The organism is Streptomyces sp. NPDC111516, assembly GCF_055635345.1.
Genome location: NZ_JBVKBV010000022.1, coordinates 14,478 through 38,200, shown reverse-complemented (window position 1 = coordinate 38,200; position 23,723 = coordinate 14,478). Strand labels below are relative to the sequence as shown.

Sequence of the window (23,723 nt, the reverse complement as noted above, 5' to 3'; positions counted from 1 at the left end):
GCGGCACCGCGCGTGACGGAACAGTGGTGGCCACTCCCGCGTCGGCTCACACCCCGTGACCGTTCCGGGCCCGGCCGTGTGGACCAAGTCCGCTAGGAGGAGCTCCATGGCGGTTCTCTGCAAGCCGGCAATCGAGGTTCCCGAGTACGTCATCACCAACGAGGAAACTCTCGAGCTGGCTCAAAGGTTGCATGGCGACCATCCGCAGATCGACCTGGTCCTTCGCTTGATCGAACACACCGGGGTGCAGAAACGGCACCTGATCCAGCCCATCGACAAGGTGCTGCAGCACCCGGGCTTCGACGCCCGCAGCATCACGTACGAGGAACACACCAAGGCCCGCGTGCCGGCGGTGGTACGCCGGGCACTCGACGCGGCCGAACTGGAGCCGCAGCAGATCGACTTGATCGTCTACGTCTCCTGCACCGGCTTCATGATGCCGCCGCCGACCGCGTGGCTCATCGGCGCGATGGGCTTCCGGCCGGAGACGCGACAGCTGCCGATCGCCCAACTCGGCTGTGCCGCGGGCGGCGCGGCCGTCAACCGGGCCCATGACTTCTGCACGGCGTACCCCGACGCGAATGTGCTGGTCGTCGCCTGCGAGTTCTGCTCGCTCTGTTACCAGCCCACCGATCTGGGCGTCGGATCCCTGTTGTCCAACGGCCTGTTCGGCGACGGCATAGCCGCGGTGGTGCTCCGGGGCAACGGTGGCACCGGTGTCCGCCTGGAACGCAACGGCTCGTTCGTCATCCCGGACACCGAGGACTGGATCTCCTACGCGGTCCGCTCCACCGGGTTCCACTTCCAGCTCGACAAGCGGGTGCCCGGAACCATGGAGCCCCTCGCTCCGGCGCTGAACGCCGTCGCGGAGGAGCACCATTGGAACGCCGGCAAGCTGGACTTCTACATCATCCACGCGGGCGGCCCACGCATCCTGGATGACCTGAGCCTCTTCCTCGACGTGCCGCCCGAAGCGTTCCGATTCAGCCGGGCCACGCTCACCGAGTACGGCAACATAGCCAGTGCGGTGGTGCTCGACGCCCTCGGCCGCATGTTCGACGAGGCATCGGCCCTGGACGGCCACCGCGGCCTGATGGCCGGCTTCGGGCCCGGCATCACCGCCGAGATCTCCCTGGGCACCTGGACGACGGGCGCCGAGTCCTGACATCCCGCCTCCAGGCCGCCCGGCGTGCCGGCCTTTCCAGCCCTCCCGGGTGCGGGGTGGGGTGAAAACCCGCGCAGCGGCCCACCCCTCTCCGCACCGCACGCCCCTTCCCCGCCCGCGTCCCCGCCCGCTGTCAGTGCCGGGTGCCAGACTCGACGACATGACCGAACGTTGGGCTCTGGCCACCACGGAGACCGGCGGCGCCCTCCTCGCCCCGCTGGATCCCACCGGCCTGCCCACCGCCCCGGTCCTGACCGAACCCGACCTCGTGGAGGCCGTCCGCTCCCGCCCGGACGTCACACGCTGGGTCTGGCGGTCCACCGCCGAGATCTACCCGCGCCTGCTCACCGCCGGCGTTCCCGTGGCCCGCTGTTACGACATCGAGGTCGCCGAATCCCTCCTCCTCGCCCACGAGGGCCGTCTCGGCGAACCACGCTCCGCAGCCGCCGCCCACGCCCGCCTGCGCAACGCCCCCGTACCCCCCGATCCCCCGCCCCGCTCCGCCGAGCCCGGCTCGCAGTCCTCCCTCTTCGAGCCGCAGTCCGGCACGGCCCTGCCGTTCGACCACCTGCTCCAGGTGTACGCCGCGCAGCTCCGCCGCCACGACGCCACCGCGCACCCGGGCCGGATGCGCCTGCTGACGGCCGCCGAATCGGCCGGCATGCTGGTCGCCGCCGAGATGAACCGCTCCGGCCTCCCCTGGCGCGCAGACGTGCACCGGGAGGTGCTCCAGGAACTGCTCGGCGAGCGCTACGCGGGCGGCGGCGAACCCCGCAGGCTGGCCGAGCTGACCGACGAGGTCTCGGCCGCCTTCGGCAGACGGGTCCGCCCCGACCTGCCCGCCGACGTGGTGAAGGCGTTCGCGCAGGCCGGCATCAAGGTGAAGTCCACCCGGCGCTGGGAGCTGGAGGGGCTGGACCATCCGGCGGTGGAACCCCTCATCCAGTACAAGAAGCTGTACCGGATCTGGACGGCGCACGGCTGGAGCTGGCTCCAGGACTGGGTGCGCGACGGCCGCTTCCGCCCCGAGTACCAGCCGGGCGGCACCGTCAGCGGCCGCTGGACGACCAACGGCGGAGGGGCGCTGCAGATCCCCAAGGTGATACGGCGGGCGGTCGTCGCCGACGAGGGCTGGCGCCTCGTCGTCGCGGACGCCGACCAGATGGAGCCCAGGGTCCTGGCCGCGATCTCCCGCGACATCGGCCTGATGGAGGTGGCCGGCCATGACGGCGATCTCTATACGACGCTGTCGGACCAGGCGTTCCAAGGCGACCGGGAGCACGCCAAGCTCGCCCTGCTGGGCGCGGTCTACGGCCAGACCTCGGGCGACGGCCTGAAGAACCTGGCCGCCCTGCGTCGAAGATTTCCCCTGGCCGTGGCCTGTGTCGACGACGCGGCGAAAGCGGGCGAGGAGGGGCGTCTCGTACGGACGTGGCTGGGCCGGACCAGTCCGCCCGCCGCCGGGGGCGGGGACGACGACGAGGCCGGCATCCCGCAGGAGAGCGCGGAACAGCCCTCTGCCGATGACGAGTTCACCCCTGGTTACGCCTCGTCGAACGCCCGCGCGCGGGGCCGTTTCACCCGTAACTTCGTGGTGCAGGGCAGTGCCGCGGAGTGGGCGCTGCTGCTCCTGGCCGCCCTGCGCCGGGCGATCGGCTCCGCCGGTCTCCGGGCCGAGCTGGTCTTCTTCCAGCACGACGAGGTGATCGTGCACTGCCCGCGGGAGGAGACCGAGGCAGTGGTGGAGGCGATCCGGGCGGCCGGTGAGCTGGCCGGGCGGACCGCCTTCGGTGAGACGCCCGTGCGGTTTCCGTTCACGACCGCGGTGGTGGAGCGCTACTCGGACGCGAAGTGATCACCCTCCCGACCCGGAACCGGAGCCGGCGCCGGAACCAGAGTCGGAGTCTGTCCCGGAACCAGCTCCTCCGCCTTGCCGTTGTTCACCCGCGCGCGACTCCGGAGCGAACCGGGAAGAGCGTCCCGAAGCCGGTTCCTCCCCGAACGCGGCCAGCCCGTGTTCGTAATGAGCCGGACGCAGATGCTGATGCCGATGGCGGGCATTGAGCTGATGTATGACGAACGCTGCGATCGCGATCATCGCGAGGACGACCACGACAGTGACCAGGGTGTCCATGCGGTACCGGCCCCCTTCGATGCGCAGGCCGACAGAACCGGCTCACCGGGAGCCGTACAGATCCAGGCTACTCCGCGGCCCGTCAGCGGCCCCCTGGGGCAGCGGGCCGTTCGTGCCGCAGTACGTGACCCCGCCGCACGTGACGCGGTCCCCCGCGTTGTAGAACGTTCCGGCCGCCCAGCTGCCGCCCGGGGCGGCCAGGCCGGATTCAGCCGGCGCCGTCGGGGTGGAGGACCACCTGGGTCCAGCCGTCGTCGCGGGCGTCGAAGTGCTGGTAACCGTTGGGCGCCTGGTCCAGCGGCAGCTCGTGGGAAACGATCCACGACGGCTTCGCCTTGCCCTGCTCGATCAGGGCGCACAGCTGACGGTTGTAGGCCTTCACGTTCGTCTGCCCGGTGCCCATCGACTGGCCCTTGAACCAGTACAGGCCGTAGTCGAAGGCGACCTCGCCCTCCTTCTTGTACAGCTGGTCCGGACTGCCCGGGTCGTGCGGCAGGAAGACACCGACGACGCCGATGCTGCCGGTGAACTTCACCGAGTGCACCAGGTTGTTCAGCGTCAGGTTCGGATGCTCATTCCCCTGCGCATCGTGCGCCTGGTAGCCCACGCACTCACACCCGCGGTCCGCGCCCAGACCGTTGGTGTGCTCGTTGATCTGGTCGATCGGTGAGGCCTTGGAGTCGTCGATGGGGATGGCGCCGATCTCCTCGGCCAGCCGCAGCCGGTCCGGGTGGCGGTCCACGACCATCACCTTGGCGGCGCTCTTGAGGTTCGCCGACAGGGCCGTCATCAGGCCGACGGGGCCGGCACCGTAGATGACGACGGTCTCGCCCGGCTGCACACCGGCGAGTTCGGTGCAGTGCCAGCCGGTCGGAAAGATGTCGGACAGCATCACGTAGTCGGTCTGCTTCTCCCGCGCCTCTTCCGGCAGCACCAGGCAGTTGGAGTCGCCGTACGGCACCCGCAGGAGCTCCGCCTGACCACCGTTGTACGGGCCCATACCCGCGAAGCCGTACGCGGCGCCTGCCATCTTCGGATCCACGGGCGTGGTCAGGCAGAACGCCGTCAGCCCCCTGTCGCAGTTGCGGCAGAAGCCGCAACTGATGTTGAACGGCAGGCAGACCAGGTCCCCGACCCGCACCCGGTCCACACCGTCGCCGACCTCGACGACCTCACCCATGTTCTCGTGGCCCAGGACACGCCCCGTCTCCATGTCGGTGCGCCCCTCATACATATGCAGGTCCGACCCGCAGATGTTCGTCGAGGTGATCTTCACCAGCACGTCCGTCGGCCGTTCGATCCTCGCGTCCGGCACATCCTTGACGCTCACCGACCGCGGTCCGTCATACACCAGCGCCTTCATGGAATTACCTCCACACGCCTCATTTCGAAACATTTTCCGTTTCGAAATTCAAATGAGGCAGATTCAGCCATCGCGCCGCCGGCGCCCACGGAACACTGACTTCACACGGATGAAAACCGGCATTCCCTGCCGCCGGAGCCCGGATCCATCTGGGCCGAACCGCCGCTCCCGGGGCAGCCGTCCGACCACCCCGGGCACATCGGTCCCGGGCGGGACTCACCGCCTCTTCAACCCTCCCACCGGGGCGCCGCCTGTCAACCGGAGACCTGTGCCGGAACCCAAATGCCGCCCGCAGCGGCGGGCCGGGCCGGTCAGGTCCCTCGTACCCGTCACTCCTTCAGGAGCCGCCCCTCCGCCTCCTCGCTCAACCCGTCCGCGAGCTTCACCTCCCCGTCCGGGACAGCCTGTTGCCAGAGCCAGGTGTCGGTGATCGTTTCGGTGGCCGGGCGGCAGTGGAGGCCCGTGGCGTGGGCTCGGGACACGTCCCCCGCGTGGATCGCGGCGTGGAAGTCCGTGCCGGGCGGGGCCCAGACGGGGAGGTCGGTCCAGGGGGAGAGGCCCGCGGCGGCGATCGCGTCGGGTGACGTCCAGCGGAGCTCGGCGGCAGTGCCCGTGACACGTACACAGGTGTCCAGGAGTTCGCCGATGGTGGTGTGGCCCGGCTGCGAGACCAGGTTGTAGGGGCCGTACCGGGCCGCCTCCAAGGCGTCCAGGAGCCACGTCGCCAGGTCGCGTACGTCGATGTACTGGAGGGGGGTGTCCCGGGGGCCGGGGGCCGGGATCTCCCCGCCCCTGGCGATGCGGGACAGCCACCACGGCAGACGGCCCGCGTTCTCGCGCGGGCCCAGGATCAGCCCCGGGCGGACCAACAGGGCGCGGTCCGGACCGAATTCGCGCAGCACCGCCAGCTCCCCGCCCCGCTTGTCGGCCGCGAAGTCGGTCGCCTCCGCGTCCGGGTCGCCCTCGGCCAGCGGTCCGAACTCGTCCAGACCCGCCGGCGCCGGCCACGCGTACACCGAGCGGCTGGAGATGAAGGTGTAGCGTCCGGCGCGCCCGGCCAGCAGGCGGGCCGTGTCGCGCACCATGGTCGGGGCGCCCGACCAGGTGTCGACGACCGCGTCCCATTCGCCCGTCGCGAGGGCGGCCAGGCCGTCCTCGCGGGTGCGGTCACCGTGCAGGACGTGTACGCCGGCCGGGGCCGGGTGCTCGCCCCGGTGGAAGACGGTCACGTCCCAGCCCCGGGCGACCCCGGCCTCGGCGACCGCGCGCCCTGCGAAGTCCGTTCCGCCCAGCAGCAACAGCCTCATCCTGGTCCCTCTCCGTGGAGCTCGTCCGTCTCTTCGTACTCTTCGTACTCTTCGTGCTCTTCGTGCGTGGCCACCGCCGCCGCGTACCCCGGCAGGGTCGGTACGTCCGCCACCCGCCCGCCGGGGATCCGGGCGGGCCGGGGCCCGGCGCCGACCCGCACCGTGGCCGGCGGCCTGTTCAGACCCGTGCCCGTGCTTTTCAGGTACGCCTCCTTGCGGGTCCAGCAGCGCGCGAACGCCGCCGGGCGGGCGGCCTCGGGGAGCGCGGCCAGTTCGCCCAGCTCCCCGGGGTGCAGCGCGGTCGGGGCGGTCGCGGTCGCGACGTGCGGCTGGGGGACCTCCTCCACGTCCACGCCCACGGGGACGGCGGCCACCGCGACGGCCACCAGGTCGCCCGCGTGGGAGAGCGAGAAGTGCACGCCGGTGGCGCCCGCCACGACGGGGCGGCCGTGCGGGCCGCCACAACCCGTACAGGGCTGCCGGGTGATGCGTACCGCCGACGGAGCCACGTCGAGGTGCTCACCCAGGAGTTGGCGTGCCAGTACGTGGGCCACCAGGTAGCGGTCCCGGTCCGCCGCCGTGCGGAAGGCGGCGAGCCGGGCGTGTTCGGCGGCGTCCAGGACGGACGCGTGGCGGGCGGCCTGCGGGAGGTATCCGGAGACCCGCCGCTGCCACACGCGTTCCGGACCGGACGCCGCCGTCCGCGAGGGAGCCGAGGTCACCGCGCGGCGCGCTCGCGGTACGCGGCGAAGCGCTCGGCGATCTCCTGGGCGCGGCCCTCGGCCTCCGACAGCTTCATCTCGGCGCAGTCGTAACCGAGTTCCTCCTTCATGATCGCCATGGAAGAGGGCTCGAAGACGACAGTGCCGTCCGCGCGGATCTCGCTGATGCCGTCGTGGAACTGGCCGGAGACGTTGATGGCGTGCGCCTCGTCCGCCGTCATACCGTCGGGGAGCAGCGGGTGGAACTTGCCGTCCTCGATCGCCACCGGGTAGCCGCCGAGCGCCCCGCCCGCGCCGGGCGCGTGGACCACCGCGTCGCGCTGGTCGGCCAGCGGCTCGAGGACGCTGAGCGCGGAGGACGCGGTCATCGTCTGGCCGGGCAGGCCGCCGGTGCGGCGGTACTGGCCGGGGAGGCGGCCCAGGAGCGCCGCCACATCCAGGTCGGCGGTGACGTCTCGGCCGTCGAGGCGGATGCCGAGGCCCATGCCGGCGGGGCCGCTGTTGCCGGTGCGGGAGAGGCGGTGCGAGACGTAGTGGTGGGCGACCAGGCGCACCTCCACGTCGGCGGTGGAGCGGCCCAGCTCGTCGGCGGCGACGGCGGTGATGCCCGGGACGTTGTTGGCGACATTGCCGATGCCGATGTCCGGGGAGAGGCCGATCGCGGTGAGCGCGGGGTGCACGGCGTCGGGGTACGCGGCGTTGACGACCAGCGCCTGGGTGCCGGAAAGACGGACGGCCTCCATGGCCTTCATCACCGGGACGAGGTGCATGGGCAGCCACGGGCCGTAGTTGGCGGCGTACACCCGCTGGAAGGCGTCCTGCTGGAGCGTGGAGATGACCCACCAGGACTGGTAGCTGACGGCCAGGAAGATGATGTCGGGGCCGAAGGCGGCTATCCGCTCGGCGGTGCGCGCCACGTCCGTGATGTCGGTCCGCGCGTGGCTGACGTCGGTGGTGTAGCCGCGCTGGACGCTGCAGAAGCGGGCCAGGTTGGCGGCCCTGTGCACGGTCTCCTCGTCCCGGCCGACCAGCTGGACGTGGCGGTCGTTCGGGCTGTGCGCCAGCTCGTGGAAGACGCGGCGGCCGATGTCACCGGCACCCAGGACCATGATCTTGCGGGCGTTGCTCATGAGGCACCTCCGAGTTGTGCGGCAGTGGCGAAGGGGGTGGGCGCGGGCGCCATCAGGTGGGCGTCGCGGACCAGTTGGGGCAGCGCGCGCATGGACGGGAAGGTGACGGCACCCTCCCTGTGGGGCGGGGTGGCCGGGTCGGCGGTGTACTGCAGGACCCGCATCCCGGCGGCCACGGCGGCGTCCACGCCGACCGGGCTGTCCTCGACCACGACGCACTCGTCGGGTGTGACGCCGCACTGCTCGGCCGCCCGGCGGAACAGTCGCGGGTCGGGCTTCCAGGCGTTGACGTCGTACGCCGAGAAGAGCCGGCCGCCGAAGTGGTGCAGGATCCCCGCCTTCTCCAGGCGGCTCTCCATGATGTCGAGCGGGCTGTTCGAAGCCACGCACATGCGGTCGCCCACGGCGGCGGCGAGCTGTTCGAGGGCGTACGCGACGCCGTCGATGGGCTCGATGCGGTCGCCGATCAGTTCCTCGCACCTGGCGCGGGCGATCACCATGGCGTCCTGCGGCGGGGTGGCGCGCGCCAGGTCCGCCATCAGGTCGATGCACTCCTGCATCTTCTTGCCGGAGAACAGCTCGTCCCGCTGCTCCTTGTCCAGGCGCAGGCCCATCAGCTCGCCGACGTGGGCGATCCCGCCGTTCTCGGCGTCCTGCGTGTCGACCAGGACGCCGTCCAGGTCGAAGACGACGAACTCGGCAGCCCGTCCGGGGAACTCACTCATAGTCGATCCAGTCCACGCTCTCGATGGCGGCGACAGTCGCGGCCAGTTCCTCATGGGTCGCGGCGGAGCCGATGACGGCCGCCGTGTTGCCGCGCGCGCCGATCCGCCAGTCCACGTCCGCGCCCGGCTCGGCGAGCACGACGACCCGGTCCACGTGAGCGAGGCGGCGCAGCGCGGAGACCCCTCGGATGGCGCGCACCCGGCGGGCGCCGACGGGCGGCACGGTCAGGTAGTGGAAGGCGATCGGCCCGCCCTGCTTGACCTCGGGGGTCTCGTACGGGAGGCCGAGGGCGGCGGCAACCGCGACGTACGCCGGGTCGGAGGTGCCGGAGCGGACCGCGAGGTCGTCGACCCAGGCACCGAGCCGGCCGTTGACCTCGATGACCCGGGGGCCGTCGGCGGTCAGCTTGATCTCGACGTCGGCGACGCCGTGGATGTTCAGGGCGCGCACCGCGCGGCAGGCCAGGTCGCGGACCTCGCGCTCCTCCGCCTCCGGTACGACGGAGAAGCCGCCGTAGCCGCCGCGCTCGCGGAACGGCTCGGCGAGGGCGAACTTGCTGGTGACGAACACCGGCCGCACGTCGTCGCCGTCGGCGACGCAGTCCACCGCGATGTAGTCGCCCCAGGGCGCCGGGGTCGGCCGCCCCACCAGGAGCTCCTCCAGCATCACGGCCGTCTCGGCGGGCCCGCCTTCGGCCCCCGCGAAGACCTCCGCGAGGGCGGCCCGGCACTCCTCGGGGGTGGCGACGGCCTGGGTGTTGCGGCTGGACGCGCCCTTCACCGGCTTGATGATGGCGGGCAGTCCGACGTAGGCGATCGCCTCGTCGGCCTGCGCGGGACCGGTCAGGGTACGGAAGCGCACGCTGTCGACGCCCGCCTCGGCGAACCGCCGGCGCTGAAGGTCCTTGTGGGTGATGGCGTCGACGTCGGCGGGGCGGTGGTAGCGCAGGCCGAGGGACTCGGCGAGCCGCACCGTGGGGGCGATCTGGAACTCGCTGAAGGTGATGATGCCCGCCGGGGCGAGCGCGCGCAGCGCCGCCTCGGTCTCCGCCTCGGTGCGGCCCGCGGTGTTCACCACGGTGCCGACCATCTCCAAGGTCGGGATCATCTCCTGGGCGTGCCCGGTGTCCGCCGTCACGAACACCAGTTCGCAGCCGGCCTGCCGGGCCGCCTCGGCGAGCCGGGTGGGCGCGAGGCTGCCGGCGTCGTAGACGACGAGCAGGACGGGGGTGTCAGGGGTGTCGGGGTTGTCGGGGATCTCGGACATCGGTCAGCCTCCGACCGGGAACGCGCCGGTGCGGCGGGCGACGGTCAACGCCCCCGCGAGCGACTCGACGGTCGAGTAGGTGAACAGGGTCCGCACCGGTATCTCCAGGCCGAAGTCCTCCTGGAGCCGCAGCGCCACCCGGGTCGCGGTCAGCGAGTCCCCGCCCAGGTCGAAGAAGTCGTCCTGGGCGCCGACCTCGTCCGCGTACAGCGTCTCGGCCCACACCCGGGCCACCGCCCGCTCGGCGGGGGTGCGCGGCGCGATGAACTCGGCCTCCAGGACGGTGCGTTCGCCGTCCGGCGCGGGCAGGGCCTTGCGGTCGGTCTTGCCGCTGGTGGTCAGCGGCATCCGGTCCAGGAAGACGTACGTGCCGGGCACCATGTAGCCGGGCAGGGTGCGCCCGCACCAGTCGCGCAGCGCGCCGACGCCGGGTGCCGGGCGGCCGGGCACCGGGACGACGTACGCCGCGCCGGGTGCCGGGCGGCCGGGCACCGGGACGACGTACGCCACCAGTGCCTTCTCGCCGGGCACGTCCTCGCGGACGATGACGGCGCAGGAGTCGACGTCCTCGTGGGCGAGCAAAGCGGCCTCGATCTCACCGAGTTCGATACGGAAGCCGCGCACCTTGACCTGGTCGTCGAGACGGCCGAGGAACTCCAGATCGCCGTCGGGCAGCCAGCGCACCAGGTCGCCGGTGCGGTACAGCCGCCCGGCGGCGAACGGGTTTTCGGTGAAGCGTTCGGCGGTCAGGTCATCGCGGCCGAAGTAGCCGCGGGCCACCCCGGCGCCGCCGATGAGCAGTTCGCCGGGTACGCCGACGGGGACCGGGCGGTTCGCGTCGTCCACGACGTACAGCTCGGTGCCGGCGGTGGGGCGGCCGATGGGGATCGTGCCGGTGGTGTCGGTGATCTCGGCGACGGAGGCGTAGACGGTGGTCTCCGTCGGACCGTAGCCGTTGAGGACGCGGGTGCCCGCGCGCAGCATCCGTGCGGCCAGTTCGGCGGGCAGCGCCTCGCCGGCGGCGAAGATCTCCAGGGCACGCGGCCGGTCGCCGAGGGCGTCGAGGAGCGGGCGCAGGGCGGACGGCGTGGCCTGTACGAGGGTGACGGCGTGCCGGTCGATGAGCTCGACGAGGGCGGGCGGGTTGTGGATCTGGTCCTGGTTCGCGCCGATGATCCGGCCGCCGGTGATCAGCGGCAGGAACACCTCGACGGCCGCGATGTCGAAGGTGGCCGAGGTGGTGAACAGGACCCGCTCACCGGCCGGCTCCGGGAAGGTCTCCCGCATCCCGCACAGCAGGTTGAGGAAGCCGCCCCGGGTGACGGCGACGCCCTTGGGGGTGCCGGTGGAGCCGGAGGTGTAGAGGACGTAGGCGAGGTGCCCGGGCCCGGCCGTCGCCACCGGTTCCACGACGGCGGAGGCGGCGATCGCCTCGCGGTCCGTGTCGACCGCGACGAGGGTACGCGGGCCGGCGGCATCACCGGCGGACAGCCGCCCACGCAGGGACTCCTGGGTGACGACGACCGGCGCGGCCGTGTCCCGCAGGACGAACTCCAGTCGGTCGACCGGGTGCTGGGGATCGAGCGGCACATACGCCGCGCCCGACCTGAGCACCGCGAGCAGCGCCACGATCAGTTCGGGGCCGCGCTCCAGGCAGACCGCGACGGGCACGTCGGGCCCGGCGCCGAGGCCGCGCAGGTGGTGTGCGAGGCGGTCGACGCGGGCGTCGAGCTCCTGGTAGGTGACCTCCTCGGCGCCGAAGACGACCGCGACGGCCCCGGGCGTCCGCCCGGCCTGCTCGGCGACCAGTCCGGCCACGTCCTGGCCGGCGGGGAACGCGGCGCGGCCCCGGCCCCAGCCGGTGAGCAGCAGCTCGCGCTCGGCGGCGGTGAGCGGGTCGAGGCCGCCCAGCGGGAGGCCGGGGGCGTCGGCGATCGCGGTGAGCAGGGTGAGGTAGCCGTCGGCGAACCGGTCGGCGCTCGCCGCGTCGAACAGCTCGGCTGCGAAGTCGACGCGCAGGCCCAGCTCGGCGCCTTGGCCGTCCCGGCCGACCCGGTCCTCGTGGCCCAAGGTCAGGTCGGGTGGGCAGACACCGTCGGCCGTGTAGGCCGCACCGTCCGTGAACAGCGCCTGGACGACGGGGTGGTGGCCGGTGTCGGCGGCCGGTGCGAGCTCGGCGGCGAGGCGGGCCGGCGGCAACGCGGTGGCCCGGCCCCGGTTCAGCGCGGCGTCCGCCCGCGCCACGAACGCGGCGAAGGCCGGGTCTCCGGTCAGGTCAGCCCGTACGACGGAGAGTTCACCGCCCGCGCCGGGGACGCCCACCGCGAGGTCGCGCTGCCGGGTCCACTGGCCGAGCAGTACCTGGTAGGCGGCGAGCAGCACGGCGTTCAGCGGGGTGCCGTACTCGGCGGCCGCCTTGCGCAGCGCCTGCGCGGTGTCGGCCGGGACGGTGCGGGTGACGTGGCCCAGGGCGCCGGTACGCGCCGAGGGGCGCGGCCGGTCGGTGGGCAGCTCCAGCGGTTCCAGGCCCGCCAGCGCGTCGGTCATGACCCCTCCGTGGTGTCGAGGATCCGCGCCAGTGCCTTGCGGTCCGTCTTTCCGTTGTCGTTGAGCGGCAGCCCGCCCGGCAGGTGGGTGAGCGAGGCGGGCACCATGTGCAGCGGCAGCAGCTCGCGCAGCCAGGCGTCGAACCGCTCGGGGTCCACCTCGCGGCCCGCGTATGCGGCGACCAGCTCGGTCTCGCCGTCCGGGCCCGGCAGGGCGAGCACCGCGGCGTCGATGACGTGCGGGTGGCGGTGCACGGCCGCCTCGACCTCGCCGAGCTCGATGCGGAAGCCGCGCACCTTGACCTGCTGGTCGAGGCGGCCGCAGTGCACGTAGAGCCCGTTCTCCCGGCGGACCCGGTCACCGGTGCGGTACCAGTGGCGGTCGGTCAGCACGGTGCTGCCGTCGTAGACCTCGGCGGGGCCGCCGTCGGCCTCGTAGGACACGAACCGCCCGGCGTTCTCGCGCGGGTCGAGGTAGCCGGCGAAGCGCTGCGGGCCGCGCACACACAGCTCGCCCTCGTCGGCGGCCAGGCCGTCCGCGTCGAGCAGCACCAGCTCCATGTCCGGGAAGGCCACACCGATCGGGACGGTGCCGTTGGTGAACTCCGGCCAGCTCGACCTCGGCCCGGACAGACTGTGATTGGTGACGCACACGGTCAGCTCGGTGGGCCCGTACACGTTGTGGATCTGCGCGTTCGGGGCGACCGCGCGCCACAGCTCGGCATGCTGCGCGGTGACCGGCTCCGCGCCGAACATGCTGTGCTCGAGAGTGATCGCGCGGCCCAGCGGCAGGTTGCCCAGGCGCTGCGCCTCGCGCACCACCGACGGAACCGAGAACCAGTGGGTGAGCCTCCGCTCCACGATGAAGTCGACCGGGTTGTACAGATCGGCGGCCAGCGGCACCACCAGAGTGGCGCCGCCGCCCCAGACCCCGAACAGGTCGAAGATGTGCGCGTCGAAGGTCAGGCCGAAGGTCTGGGTGAGCCGGGCGCCCGGCGCGACCTCGTACCGCTCGATGTTGTGCGCGAGGAACGGCGAGGCGTTGCGATGCCGGATCGGCACGCCCTTGGGCTGGCCGGTCGAGCCCGACGTGAACAGCAGGTACGCCTCCCGGTCCGGGTCGTCGGGGACCGGCGGCAGCGACTCCTCCAGTACGTCGGTGAGCTGACCGGCGGCGGCCCGCTCGTCCTCGTCGAGTTCGAGGACGGTCGGCCGGTGCCGCTCGGGCAGCCGGGCGAACAGCCCGGCCGACCGGGAGTCCACCAACACCGCCTCCACGCCCGCCCGTTGGGCGATGTCGAGGTTGCGCTGCGCGGGGTAGTCGGGGTTGAGCGGGACGACGCTCGCGCCGAGCCGCTGGATCGCCAGGTAGCCGGCGTACGCGGCGACCGAGCGGGTGGCGGCGAGCGCCACCCGGGTGGGCAGCGAGCCGTGCTTGCGGGCGATGCGGTCGGCGAGGGTGAGCGCGAGGGCGCGCAGCTCGCCGTAGGTCAGTACCTCGTCGCCGATCTCCAGGGCGGGCAGGCCGGGGTGACGCAGGGCCGATTCCTCGAACCACTGGTAGAGCGTGCGCTGTTTCCGGTCGTTCATCGCTTCCTCGGTATCGGTGTGCTGGTCTGGCGGGCGCGGCCCCGGGCACGCATGGCCTCCGCACGGGCCCGGGCCCGGCTCTGGCCGCGCTCCCCGGCGGCCGACGTGGCGTCCGTGGCGGGCGCGCCGCCCAGGAAGGCGGCCATGGCCTTGACGGTGGAGTGGCGGAACAGGTCCACCACGTCGACCTCGTGGCCCAGTGCGGTGCGCAGCCGGTCGCGCAGGCGGATCAGGAGCAGCGAGTTGCCGCCGATGTCGAAGAAGTTCTCCGACGCTCCGACGGTCCGGCCGAGCACCTGCTCCCAGGCCGCGGCGACGGTCCGCTCGGTGTCGCTCACCGGCTGGGCGTCGGCCTCCTCGGCCGGCCGCCGGGCCTGCGCGGCGGCCGCCTCGGCGAGCAGCTCGGCGATCCGCTCCCGGTCAAGGCGCCCGCCGGGCAGCAGCGGCAGCCGGTCGGCCAGGTGCAGCCGGGCGGGCAGCAGGTAGCCGGGCAGCAGGTCCCGAAGGTGGGTGCTCAGTGCGTCGACGGTCAGGTCCGTGCCGGGCCCGGCCGCGACGGCCGCCGCGAGGGCGCCGTCCGCCGGGTCGGGGAGAACCTGCGCCCGTACGACGTCGGGGTGCGCGAGCAGCGCGGCCTCGACGCCGAGGGCGGCCACCCGGATGCCCCGCACCAGGGTGCGGTCGGCGGCCCGACCGGAGAACACGAATCGCCCGTCGGGGAGTTGGCGGGCCAGGTCGCCGGTGGCGAACAGACGCGCGCCGGGCTCGCCGCCGAACGGGTCGGGCAGGAAGCGCTCGGCGGTGCGGCCCGCCCGGTCCAGGTAGCCGCGGGTGACGGCCGGGCCGCCGATGTGCAGCTCGCCGACCGCGCCGGGCGCCGCGAGCTCGCCGCGCGCGTCCAGGACGTACGCCGCGGCATCGGCCGGCAGCCCGAGGGGCAGCGGACCGTAACTCTCGCCCTGCGGCGCTTCGGCCGGGCCCGCGAGCGCGTGGCCCGCCGTCTCGGCACAGGTGTACAGCTGGTGCACGGGCCCGGCCCCGGCGGCCCGCGCGGCCTCGAGGGTCGCCGGGAACAGGGGCTCACCCGCGGTCAGTACGGCGACCGGCGCGCCGCTCGTGAGCAGTCCCGCCAGCTCGGCGGGGACCGCGAGCACGGTGGCCTCGTCGCCGCCGGCCGGGACGACCGCGCGGCCGCCCCGGGTCAGCGGGCCGAACAGCTCCAGAAAGGCGGCCGGCGAGTCCGGAGCCCCCAGCTGGGCGACTGCGTCGAAGGTGGTCGCGGGCAGCTCGCGGTGGGCCCAGCGCAGCCGGGACACCAGGTTGCGGTGCTCGGCGACGACCGCGCGCGGCTCGCCGGTCACGCCCGACGTGCGCAGCACCCAGGCGGCGTTGCGCGCTGTGACGCGTACGGCGTCCGGCGCCCCGTCGGCATCGACCCCGCCCTCGTCCTCCGGGTCCAGCACGTCGACCCTGGTGTGGTCGAACAGCGCGCTGGAGCAGCCGTCCGCGAGGACCGTCGTCAGCCCCGCGTCGTCCACGGCGAGCCGCAGCAGGAACGCGGGCAGCTCCGGGTCGAGCGGCACGCACATCCCGCCCGCCCTGACCACGCCCAGCTGGGCGGCGGCCAGCGCGAAGGACTTGGGCACGCACACCCCGACCGGGGCCTCGGGGCCGACCCCCAGCGCCCGCAGGCGCGCCGCGACCCGGTCCGCCGCGCCGTCCAGGTCGCGGTACGTCCAGGTGCGAGCCCCGGCGGCCACGGCGACCGCGTCGGGGGTGCGGGCGATCTGCTCGGCGACCAGCCGGTGCAGACAGCTCTCGTCCTCGTACACCTCCACGGGCGCCGGAGCCCCGGTGCGCAGCAGCGCGGAGACGCGGGCCTCCGGATCGGCGCCGGCCCGCTCCAGGACGGTGCGCAGCCGGGCGAGCAGCAGCTCGACGGTGGCCTCGTCGAAGAGGTCGGTGCGGTAGTCGGCGAGGGCGAGCAGGCCCTCGGCGGTCTCGACGGTGTCGATCGCCAGGTCGGTCTTCATGGTGGGCAGTCGCAGCTCGGCGGCGCCGAACCGGGCGCCGGCCGCCTCGTGGACGGGCGCGGCGGGCGAGTGCGTGTACATGACCTGGTAGAGCGGGTGGTAGCTGGGGTCGCGGTTGATCCCGAGCCGGTCCATGACCTCGTCGACGAGCAGGTCGGGGTGGTCGAGGGCGTCCAGGAGGTCGCCGCGCACCCGGCCGATCAGGTCCCCGAACTCCGGGTCGTCGGCCAGCTCGCCGCGCAGCACGACGGGCCGGGTGAGGTAGCCGATGACGCCGGCGCTCTCGGTGGTGTCGCGCCCGGAGACGGCCATGCCGGTCAGCACGTCGGTGCCGCCGTACTGGCTGAGGACCACGTCGACGGCGGCCTTGAGCACCATGAACAGGCTGGCGCGCTTGGTGCGGGCCAGCCGGCGCAGGGGCTCCACGACCGGCGCGGGTACGAGGGTGGTGACCCGGCCGCCCGCGTGCCCGGCACGGGCCCGGCGCGGCCCGGCGAGCGGCAGTTCCAGGAGTTCGGGGGCGCCGGCCAGGCGCCGCGTCCAGTAGGCGAGCCGCTCGGGCTTGGCCGCCTCGTCCCGCGCGGTGCGCTCGGCGAGGAACTCCCCGTACCCGACGGCCGGTCGGGGCAGCGGGTCGGGCAGTCCCCGCGCGAACGCGTCGTACAGAGAGACGAGTTCGGTGGTGAACAGCTCCAGCGAGGCGCCGTCGAAGACGATGTGGTGGACGCCGACGAGGAGTCGGTGCCGCGTCTCGCCGAGGCGCAGCAGCCGGGCCCGCAGCAGCGGCCCGCCGTCGAGGTCGAAGGGGGTGCGGGCGAAGGCGTCCGCGAGTGCGGCCGCCTCCTCCTCGGTCGCCTCCACACGGTCGAGGCCGACCGGACCGGGCGCCCCGATCCGCTGGACGGGCTCGCCGTCGGCGTCCCGCACGATGCGCGCCCGCAGCGCGTCGTGCCGCTGGACGAGGGCGTCCAGGGCACGCCGCAGGGCGTTGCCGTCGAGCGGGCCCTCGATGGTGACGCCGAAGGGGATGCTGAAGAACGGGTCCCCGGGCCGGAGCTGGCCAAGGGCCCACAGCCTCCGCTGGGCGGGGGTCAGGGGAAGGGTGGTCACGCGACGGCCTCCGGTTCCGGGCTGCCCGCCGTGTCGTCGGCGCCGCCGCGCGGCCTGGGGGCGAGGAGGACCAGGGCGGCGACCAGCAGGACCACGCCGGCCCCCACGATGGAGGCGGCGATGCCGACCAGCCCGGCGAGCACACCGCCGACGACCACGCCGAGGACGGTGAAGTTGACCATCAGGGCGTTGAGCAGGCCGACGCCGCGGCCGCGCAGCTCCTCGGGCAGGTCGCTGAGCAGCGTGTTGGCGACCGGCACCTGGAAGAGCCCCGAGCCGAGCCCGGCAACGACGCACCAGAGCAGGACGACGGTCAGACCGAGGCCGCCCCGCTCGGTGGCGTCCCACACCGTGCCGGTGGGCGCGAGCAGCAGCAGGGACGCGCCGAACAGCATGATCGAGCCGATGAGCAGCCCCCGGTCGGAGAACCGGCGCACCAGCGGCGGGCCGGTGAGCGCGCCGATCACGCAGCCTGCGCCGAACCCGGCCTGCGCCATGCCGTACTCGAACGCGGGCAGTTCGAAGACGCTCAGGAGCTGGGAGTTGAGGTTGGTGGTGAACAGACCGAGGACCAGCATCACCGGGACCATGACGATCGCCAGGAACCGCAGCGACGGCACGGCGAGCACACCGGAGATCCCGGTGCGCAGCGACTGCCAGTACCCCTCGCGGCCGCTGTCGGCGCCCCGTACGGGCACCTCCCGCAGCACCGCCATGCTGGCGAGCAGCACCGCCGAGATCACGAACGTCGCGGCGTCGAGCACGAAGACCGCGGTGACGCTGCCGAACGCGATGAGCAGTCCGCCGAACGCCGGACCCACCAGGTTGAGGGTGTGGTTGGTGGACTGGAAGAGGGCGACCGCCGTCGGGATGCTGTGCCCACGCACGATCAGCGGGATCGCGGTGATGCGGGCCGTCTCGAAGAAGGCCTTGGCGATGCCGCTGAGCAGGATGAGCACGAGCAGCAGCAGCGGCGAGTCCCGTACGACGATCATCGCGAGCACCAGAACGACGCGGACCAGGTCCGAGCCGACCATGAGCAGCCGGGCCGGCAACCGGTCGGCCAGCGGTCCCACGAACGCACCGAGCACGCCGAAGGGCAGCAGTTGTGCGATGACGACCAGGGACACGTACAGGACCGGGTCGTCGGTCTCGGTGGCCACCACGTAGATCAGGGTGATCTTCGTGATGGCGTCACCGAGGAAGGAGGCGACCACAGCCAGCCAGTACCGGATGTACGTCCGGTCCTTCAGCAGCTCAAGCATCGTCGCCTTCTCCATTCCCGCCGACGCCGTTCAGTACGTCGTTGAGTACTGCGGCGACTCCCTCGATGTGGGGGTGGCGCATCATCGTGTAGTGGTTGCCGTCGACCGTACGGACGTCGAAGTGCTGCCCGGTCAGCTCGTTCCAGGAGGCGGCCAGGTCCCACTCCTCCTCACCGGCGCGGATCAGCGTGACCTTGCCCTTGACGGGGCTGGGCCGGAAGTTCCACACCAGGCGCAGGTTGGCGACCCACAGCTCGTAGATGTCGCGGATCTGTTCGCGGCCGGCGTCCGGCGGCAGGTAGTCGGAGGCGCGGGCGATGCCGAGCAGGTAGTCGAGGTGCTCGTCGGCGCCCATGGCCTGGAGTTCGGCGAGCGACTTCAGCCGGTCGCCGTAGTCCCACTGGAGGTTGGCGGCGATGGCCTCGACGATCTCGGCGGGGTCCGGCTCGGAGCCGGCCGGCACGACGGCGGGCGCGTGCGCGTCCATCATGACCACCGACACCTCGGCGCCGCTCTTCTCCAGCTCCCCGGCCACAGCGAAGGCGTTGGCGCCGCCGTAGCACCAGCCGGCGACGGTGTACGGGCCCTCGGGCTGGGTCTCGCGGATCAGCTCGGCGTACTGGGCGGCGCGGTCGCCGAAGCCGGTGAACGGCAGCTCACCGTCCACGGGCGGCGGCGAGGCCAGCGCGTACAGCGGGCGCCCTGCGGGCTCGACGAGCGCGGCGAACGGCATGTAGCAGACGACCTCGCTGCCGGCCGGGTGGGCGAAGAACACCGGGGAGCCGGTGCCTTCGCCGGAGCCGAGCTCGACCAGGTGCACCCCGGTCTCGTCCTGGTAGCCCTCGCGCAGCATCCGGGCGAACCGCTCGACGGTGGCGCCCCGGAAGATCGCCGCCATCGGGAGCTGCTGCCCGAACCGCTTCTCGATCTCCGCCATCAGGCGCAGCACGAGCAGGGAGTGGCCGCCCAGGTCGAAGAACCGGTCGTGCAGGCCGATCGGGGAGACTCCGAGGACCTCCTCCCAGATGTGCGCGACCTCCAGCTCGACGGCGTCGCGCGGAGGCACGTAGCTCGCCGCGTCGCGGTCGACGACGGGGGCGGGCAGCGCACGGCGGTCGATCTTGCCGCTGGTGTTGAGCGGGAAGGTCTCCAGGCGGACGATCGCGGCGGGGACCATGTAGTCGGGCAGGAAGCCGCGCAGGTGCTCGCGCAGTTCCTCGACGGTCAGCGACTCGTCGGCGGACTCGACGTACCCGGTCAGCCGCTTGTCGCCGGGGCGGTCCTCGCGGACCAGGGCGACCGCGCGGCGCACCGCCGGGTGCCCCTCCAACCGGGCCTCGATCTCGCCCGGTTCGATGCGGAATCCACGCAGCTTGACCTGGCCGTCGTCGCGGCCGAGGAAGACGAGCGTGCCGTCCTCGCGCAGCCGCGCCTTGTCCCCGGTGAAGTAGAGGCGGGCGCCGGGGCGGGTGCTGAACGGGTCGGGCACGAACCGCTCGGCGGTCAGGCCGGGCCGGCCGCGGTAGCCGCGGGCGACACCGGTGCCGCCCAGGTACAGGTCGCCGGGCATGCCGACGGGGACCGGGGCGAGCCGCTCGTCCAGGACGTACACCTGGGTGTTGTCGAGCGGCCGGCCGATGGAGATCTGCTCGGTGCCGCTGTCCAGGCGCTGGAAGGTGGACCAGATGGTGGTCTCGGTGGGGCCGTACACGTTCCACGTACGGCCGGGCTCGCGGACCAACTGCTCGGCCAGGGCAGGCGGCAGGGCCTCGCCGCCGACCAGGACGCGCAGCGAGCCGTCGTTGTGCCAGCCCGCCTCCACCAGGAGGTGCCAGGTGGCGGGGGTGGCCTGCATGACGGTGACGCCGGTCCCGGCGAGCAGCTCGGCGAGCCGCCGGCCGTCTACGGCCTGCTCCTTGGTGACGACGTGCACCCGGGCCCCGCTGATCAGCGGGGCGTACAGCTCGAGGCCCGCGATGTCGAAGGTGACGGGGGTGACGGCGGCGAGGGTGTCGCCCGGGGCGAGCCCGGTCTCGCGGGCCATCGCGAGGAGCAGGTTGACCAGGTTGCGGTGGGTGACCTCGACGCCCTTGGGGCGGCCGGTGGAACCCGAGGTGTAGATGACGTACGCGAGCCGGTCCTCGCCGGAGGCGGCCTTCGCCGGGGTGGCAGGCGCGGCGGCGATCGCCTCGGCGTCGGTGTCCAGGCAGACCCGTTCGCCGGGGCACTCGGCGAGCGCGTCGAGCAGACCGCTGCGGGTGAGCAGGAACCCGGTGCCGGCGTCGCCGGTCATGTCGGCGAGGCGCTGCGCCGGGTAGGCGGCGTCGAGCGGCAGGTAGGCGCCGCCCGACATCAGCACGCCGAGCAGGGCGACGACGAGGTCCACCGAGCGGTCCAGGCAGACGCCGACGACGGTCTCGGGGGTGACGCCACGGGTCTGCAGGTGCGAGGCCACCTTGCCGGAGCGGTCCAGGAGTTGGGCGTACGTCAGCCGCTCGCCGTCGCAGGAGACGGCGACCGCGTCGGGGGTGGCGGCGGCCTGGCGGCGCACCAGGTCGTCCAGGCACAGGCCGGGCTCGCGCTCGGCCTCGGTGCTGTTCCACTCGACGAGCAGGGTGTGCGCCTCGTCGGCGTCGACCAGGGACAGCTCGCGCACGGTACGCCCGGCGTCCTGGGCCATCTGCTCCAGGACGCGCACGATCTGGCGGGCCATCCGGGCCATCGTGCTCTCGTCGAACAGGTCGGTGTTGTACTCGAACAGGCCGTGGAAGTGGTCGGCGGCGAGCATCGGGTCGTCGAGGAACCCGAGCATCACATCGTCCTTGGCGGTGGCGTTGTCGAGCATCAGCTCCTCGACGCGCAGCCCGGCCATCGGCGGCGGGTCCTCGTGCACGAAGTCGACCAGGATGAAGGATGCCTGGTAGATGGGGGTGCGGCTCGGGTCGCGGACGATGTCGAGCTCGTCCAGGAGGGTGCCGAACGGGATGTCGTAGTGGTCGAAGGCGCCCAGCATGGTGGAGCGGGTCGCCTGGAGCAGCTCGCGGACGGTCATCGCGGGCGAGACCGTGGTGCGCAGCGGCAGCATGGTGAGGAAGTAGCCGATCATCGGCTCGATCTCGGGCCTGCCGCGGGTGGAGGAGGTCGTGCCGACGACGACGTCCTCCTGGCCGCTGAGCCGGTGGAGCAGCGTCTGCCAGGCGGCGAGCAGCACGATGTTGACGGTGACGTCCTCGCGCTTGGCGAGGTCGCGGATCGCCTGGGTCAGCTCCGGGGTGAGCGGGAACTGGTAGCGGGCGCCGTTGGAGGTCATCAGCGGCGGGCGCGGTCGGTCGGTGGGCAGCTCCAGGACCAGCTCGGCGCCTTCGAGCTGCTTCTTCCAGTACGGCAGGTGCTTGTGCCGGACGTCCTCGGCCAGCCACTGCGGCTGCCACTCGGCGTAGTCCGCGTAGTGCACCTCGATGGCAGGGAGTCCGGGCTCCCGGCCAGTTGCGAACGCCGTGTAGAACTCGGCGAACTCGGCGTTGAAGATGCCCATCGAGCCGCGGTCCCAGACCAGGTGGTCGACGGTGCCGACGAGCACGTGCTCCTCGTCGGCGACCCGCAGCATCGTGATGCGCAGCAGCGGTCCTCCGACCAGGTCGAAGGGGGCGCGCATCTCCTCGGTGGCGAGGCGCGTCACCTCGGCCTCGCGCTCCTCGTCCGGTACGGAGCGCAGGTCGACGTGGCGGACCGGCACCTCCATCGCCGGGTGGACGACCTGCACGGGGGCGTGGCCGTCCTGCTCGAAGGTGGTGCGCAGGGCCTCGTGGCGCTGCACGAAGGCGTCGGTGGCGCGCTGGAGCGCGTCGCGGTCCAGCGCACCGTGCAGCTTCGAGGCGAAGTACACGTTGTAGAGCGGGTCTTCGTCGTCGAACTGGTGGATGAGCCAGATGCGTTCCTGGTCCACGGTGAGCGGCACCCGGTCGCCGCCCTTGCGCCGGGGGACGGGGCCGGCCGTCGCGGGCGTCCGGGCGCGCTCCCGCATCTTCTTGTCCAGGAGAGCCCGCTGGGCGGGGGTGAGGCCGGCCAGCCGGTTGGCGAGTTCGGTCACGACTGCTCTCCTTCGGCCTCGGCGGCCCGGTACCGGTTCTTGAGTTCGGTGAGGTGTTCCAGGCCCTTGACGATCCGGCCCGGCGCGAGGCCGAAGTCGACCAGGCAGGCCACCTCGTCCACGCCGATGTCGACCAGGTCCTCGATCAGGGACTCGCACTTGTCGGGCGTGCCGAGCAGCGCGAGCGTGTCGAAGTACCGCTCGAAGGTGGCGTTCAGCATCACGTCGCGCTCGGCCTCGGAGAGCTTGGAGTACTCGCTGCCGAAGCTGTCCTGCTGGGCGAGGAAGGTCTTGAGGTAGCCGGTCAGCGGCTCCCGCACGATCTCCCGGGCGATCTCGTCGTCGGAGTCCAGGAAGGTGTGCACCATCGCGGTGACCCTGGCGCGGGCCGGGTCGTGCCCGGCGCCGACGAGCGCCTCGCGGTAGGCGGCGATCTTGTCCTTGAGGTCGGCGGGCCGCTGGGCGACGAGACCGGTCAGCAGGTACGCGCCGGCCTCACCGGCCTTGATGAACGTCTCCGGGCTGCCCTGCGCCGCCACCCACACGGGGAGCTCGGCCTGGAGCGGGCGCGGCAGGGTGCGTACCGACTGCGACGAACCGTCGGCGCGCGGCAGTTCGACGCTCTCCCCGGCCCACAGCCGCCGGATCGTCTCGATCGCCTCGAACATCTCCTCCTTGCGGTGCGGGTAGCGCCGCTGCCCGTCGCCGGGGGCCAGGAGGAAGTCGTCGGGGTGCCAGCCGGAGGCCGCGGCGATCGCGGCCCGCCCGCCGGACAGGTTGTCGACGACCGCCCACTCCTCGGCGACCCGCACCGGGTGGTGCAGCGGCAGTACGCAGCTGCCCGCGCGGATCTGGATCCGCTGGGTCTGTACGGCGATGGCCGCGGCCAGGACCGACGGGTTGGGGTAGAGCCCGCCGAAGTCCACGAAGTGCCGCTCGGGCACCCAGATCCCCGCGAAGCCGTTGGCGTCGGCGAACCGGGCGCTCTCCATCAGCAGGTCGTACTTCCCCGGTCCGGCGGCGGTGCCGTCGCCGGAGAAGAAGAACAGGCTGAACTCCATGGTGCTGCCCGGGCGCCGGGTGCGGCGCGGCGCGGCGGCCTGCTTGGCGCCGGCCTTCTCCCCCGCGTCCACGGTGGCGGGAGCCTTGACGCCGCGCTCCCGCATGGAGCGCTCCAGGACCGCGCGCTGCTCGGGAGTCAGCGAGGAGAGCCGCTCCTGGAGCTTGCGCGCCTGCGCCGCCTCGATGTCGGTGTTCGTGTTCTCGTCAGCCATGG

At 72.9% G+C, this 23,723-nt stretch carries 14 protein-coding genes; 2 read left to right on the top strand and 12 right to left on the bottom strand.

Going from position 1 to position 23,723, the window contains the following annotated elements; all coding sequences use genetic code 11:
• Window positions 1-106: 106 nt before the first annotated feature.
• Both ACZ7L9_RS30220 and ACZ7L9_RS30215 read left to right on the top strand, forming a co-directional pair.
• The gene (locus ACZ7L9_RS30220) at window positions 107-1,165 is read left to right on the top strand and encodes a type III polyketide synthase (RefSeq protein WP_471420138.1); all 1,059 of its coding nucleotides are present in this window, start codon (window positions 107-109) and stop codon (window positions 1,163-1,165) included.
• Window positions 1,166-1,325: 160 nt separating this feature from the next.
• Entirely contained in the window at window positions 1,326-3,020 is a 1,695-nt protein-coding gene (locus tag ACZ7L9_RS30215) for a bifunctional 3'-5' exonuclease/DNA polymerase (RefSeq protein WP_471420136.1), read from the top strand.
• Between the two features lie 487 nt (window positions 3,021-3,507).
• Here ACZ7L9_RS30215 and ACZ7L9_RS30210 read toward each other — a convergent pair whose 3' ends face one another.
• The 12 genes from ACZ7L9_RS30210 to ACZ7L9_RS30155 all read right to left on the bottom strand — a co-directional run bounded on the left by ACZ7L9_RS30210 (window position 3,508) and on the right by ACZ7L9_RS30155 (window position 23,721).
• Window positions 3,508-4,662 carry a glutathione-independent formaldehyde dehydrogenase gene (locus tag ACZ7L9_RS30210; protein WP_471420134.1) on the bottom strand — a complete coding sequence of 385 codons (1,155 nt, stop codon included), beginning with the start codon at window positions 4,660-4,662 and terminating at the stop codon, window positions 3,508-3,510.
• A gap of 329 nt (window positions 4,663-4,991) precedes the next feature.
• Entirely contained in the window at window positions 4,992-5,969 is a 978-nt protein-coding gene (locus tag ACZ7L9_RS30205) for an NAD-dependent epimerase/dehydratase family protein (protein ID WP_471420132.1), read from the bottom strand.
• Window positions 5,966-6,691, bottom strand: a complete 726-nt coding sequence (locus tag ACZ7L9_RS30200) for a 4'-phosphopantetheinyl transferase family protein (RefSeq protein WP_471420130.1) — start codon at window positions 6,689-6,691, stop codon at window positions 5,966-5,968. The genes ACZ7L9_RS30205 and ACZ7L9_RS30200 overlap by 4 nt, the downstream gene beginning before the upstream one ends.
• Complete coding sequence (locus ACZ7L9_RS30195) at window positions 6,688-7,821, bottom strand: SDR family oxidoreductase (RefSeq protein ID WP_471420128.1); 1,134 nt, start codon at window positions 7,819-7,821, stop codon at window positions 6,688-6,690. Before ACZ7L9_RS30195 ends, ACZ7L9_RS30200 begins: the two co-directional genes overlap by 4 nt.
• Window positions 7,818-8,546 (bottom strand): HAD family hydrolase, encoded by a 729-nt coding sequence (locus ACZ7L9_RS30190; RefSeq protein ID WP_471420126.1) that lies wholly within the window; start codon window positions 8,544-8,546, stop codon window positions 7,818-7,820. Before ACZ7L9_RS30190 ends, ACZ7L9_RS30195 begins: the two co-directional genes overlap by 4 nt.
• Complete coding sequence (locus ACZ7L9_RS30185) at window positions 8,539-9,813, bottom strand: ATP-grasp domain-containing protein (RefSeq protein ID WP_471420124.1); 1,275 nt, start codon at window positions 9,811-9,813, stop codon at window positions 8,539-8,541. Before ACZ7L9_RS30185 ends, ACZ7L9_RS30190 begins: the two co-directional genes overlap by 8 nt.
• Before the next feature lie 3 nt (window positions 9,814-9,816).
• Entirely contained in the window at window positions 9,817-12,360 is a 2,544-nt protein-coding gene (locus ACZ7L9_RS30180) for a non-ribosomal peptide synthetase (RefSeq protein WP_471420122.1), read from the bottom strand.
• Entirely contained in the window at window positions 12,357-13,949 is a 1,593-nt protein-coding gene (locus tag ACZ7L9_RS30175) for an amino acid adenylation domain-containing protein (protein ID WP_471420120.1), read from the bottom strand. Before ACZ7L9_RS30175 ends, ACZ7L9_RS30180 begins: the two co-directional genes overlap by 4 nt.
• Window positions 13,946-17,092, bottom strand: coding sequence for a non-ribosomal peptide synthetase (locus tag ACZ7L9_RS30170; protein WP_471420118.1), 3,147 nt, complete (start codon window positions 17,090-17,092; stop codon window positions 13,946-13,948). The genes ACZ7L9_RS30175 and ACZ7L9_RS30170 overlap by 4 nt, the downstream gene beginning before the upstream one ends.
• Window positions 17,089-18,357: an MFS transporter gene (locus tag ACZ7L9_RS30165; protein WP_471420116.1), complete on the bottom strand. Its 1,269-nt coding sequence runs from the start codon at window positions 18,355-18,357 to the stop codon at window positions 17,089-17,091. The genes ACZ7L9_RS30170 and ACZ7L9_RS30165 overlap by 4 nt, the downstream gene beginning before the upstream one ends.
• Complete coding sequence (locus ACZ7L9_RS30160; protein WP_471420114.1) at window positions 18,350-22,447, bottom strand: non-ribosomal peptide synthetase; 4,098 nt, start codon at window positions 22,445-22,447, stop codon at window positions 18,350-18,352. The genes ACZ7L9_RS30165 and ACZ7L9_RS30160 overlap by 8 nt, the downstream gene beginning before the upstream one ends.
• On the bottom strand, window positions 22,444-23,721 hold the full coding sequence (locus tag ACZ7L9_RS30155; RefSeq protein WP_471420112.1) for a MupA/Atu3671 family FMN-dependent luciferase-like monooxygenase: 1,278 nt from the start codon (window positions 23,719-23,721) through the stop codon (window positions 22,444-22,446). The genes ACZ7L9_RS30160 and ACZ7L9_RS30155 overlap by 4 nt, the downstream gene beginning before the upstream one ends.
• Window positions 23,722-23,723 lie beyond the last annotated feature (2 nt).

Excerpts from the sequence above, each read along its gene's own strand:
- ACZ7L9_RS30165 (WP_471420116.1), bottom strand. The coding sequence starts at position 18,357 with ATGCTTGAGCTGCTGAAGGACCGGACGTACATCCGGTACTGGCTGGCT.
- ACZ7L9_RS30185 (WP_471420124.1), bottom strand. The coding sequence starts at position 9,813 with ATGTCCGAGATCCCCGACAACCCCGACACCCCTGACACCCCCGTCCTG.
- ACZ7L9_RS30180 (WP_471420122.1), bottom strand. The coding sequence starts at position 12,360 with ATGACCGACGCGCTGGCGGGCCTGGAACCGCTGGAGCTGCCCACCGAC.
- ACZ7L9_RS30210 (WP_471420134.1), bottom strand. The coding sequence starts at position 4,662 with ATGAAGGCGCTGGTGTATGACGGACCGCGGTCGGTGAGCGTCAAGGAT.
- ACZ7L9_RS30175 (WP_471420120.1), bottom strand. The coding sequence starts at position 13,949 with ATGAACGACCGGAAACAGCGCACGCTCTACCAGTGGTTCGAGGAATCG.
- ACZ7L9_RS30205 (WP_471420132.1), bottom strand. The coding sequence starts at position 5,969 with ATGAGGCTGTTGCTGCTGGGCGGAACGGACTTCGCAGGGCGCGCGGTC.
- ACZ7L9_RS30215 (WP_471420136.1), top strand. The coding sequence starts at position 1,326 with ATGACCGAACGTTGGGCTCTGGCCACCACGGAGACCGGCGGCGCCCTC.
- ACZ7L9_RS30195 (WP_471420128.1), bottom strand. The coding sequence starts at position 7,821 with ATGAGCAACGCCCGCAAGATCATGGTCCTGGGTGCCGGTGACATCGGC.
- ACZ7L9_RS30190 (WP_471420126.1), bottom strand. The coding sequence starts at position 8,546 with ATGAGTGAGTTCCCCGGACGGGCTGCCGAGTTCGTCGTCTTCGACCTG.
- ACZ7L9_RS30220 (WP_471420138.1), top strand. The coding sequence starts at position 107 with ATGGCGGTTCTCTGCAAGCCGGCAATCGAGGTTCCCGAGTACGTCATC.
- ACZ7L9_RS30155 (WP_471420112.1), bottom strand. The coding sequence starts at position 23,721 with ATGGCTGACGAGAACACGAACACCGACATCGAGGCGGCGCAGGCGCGC.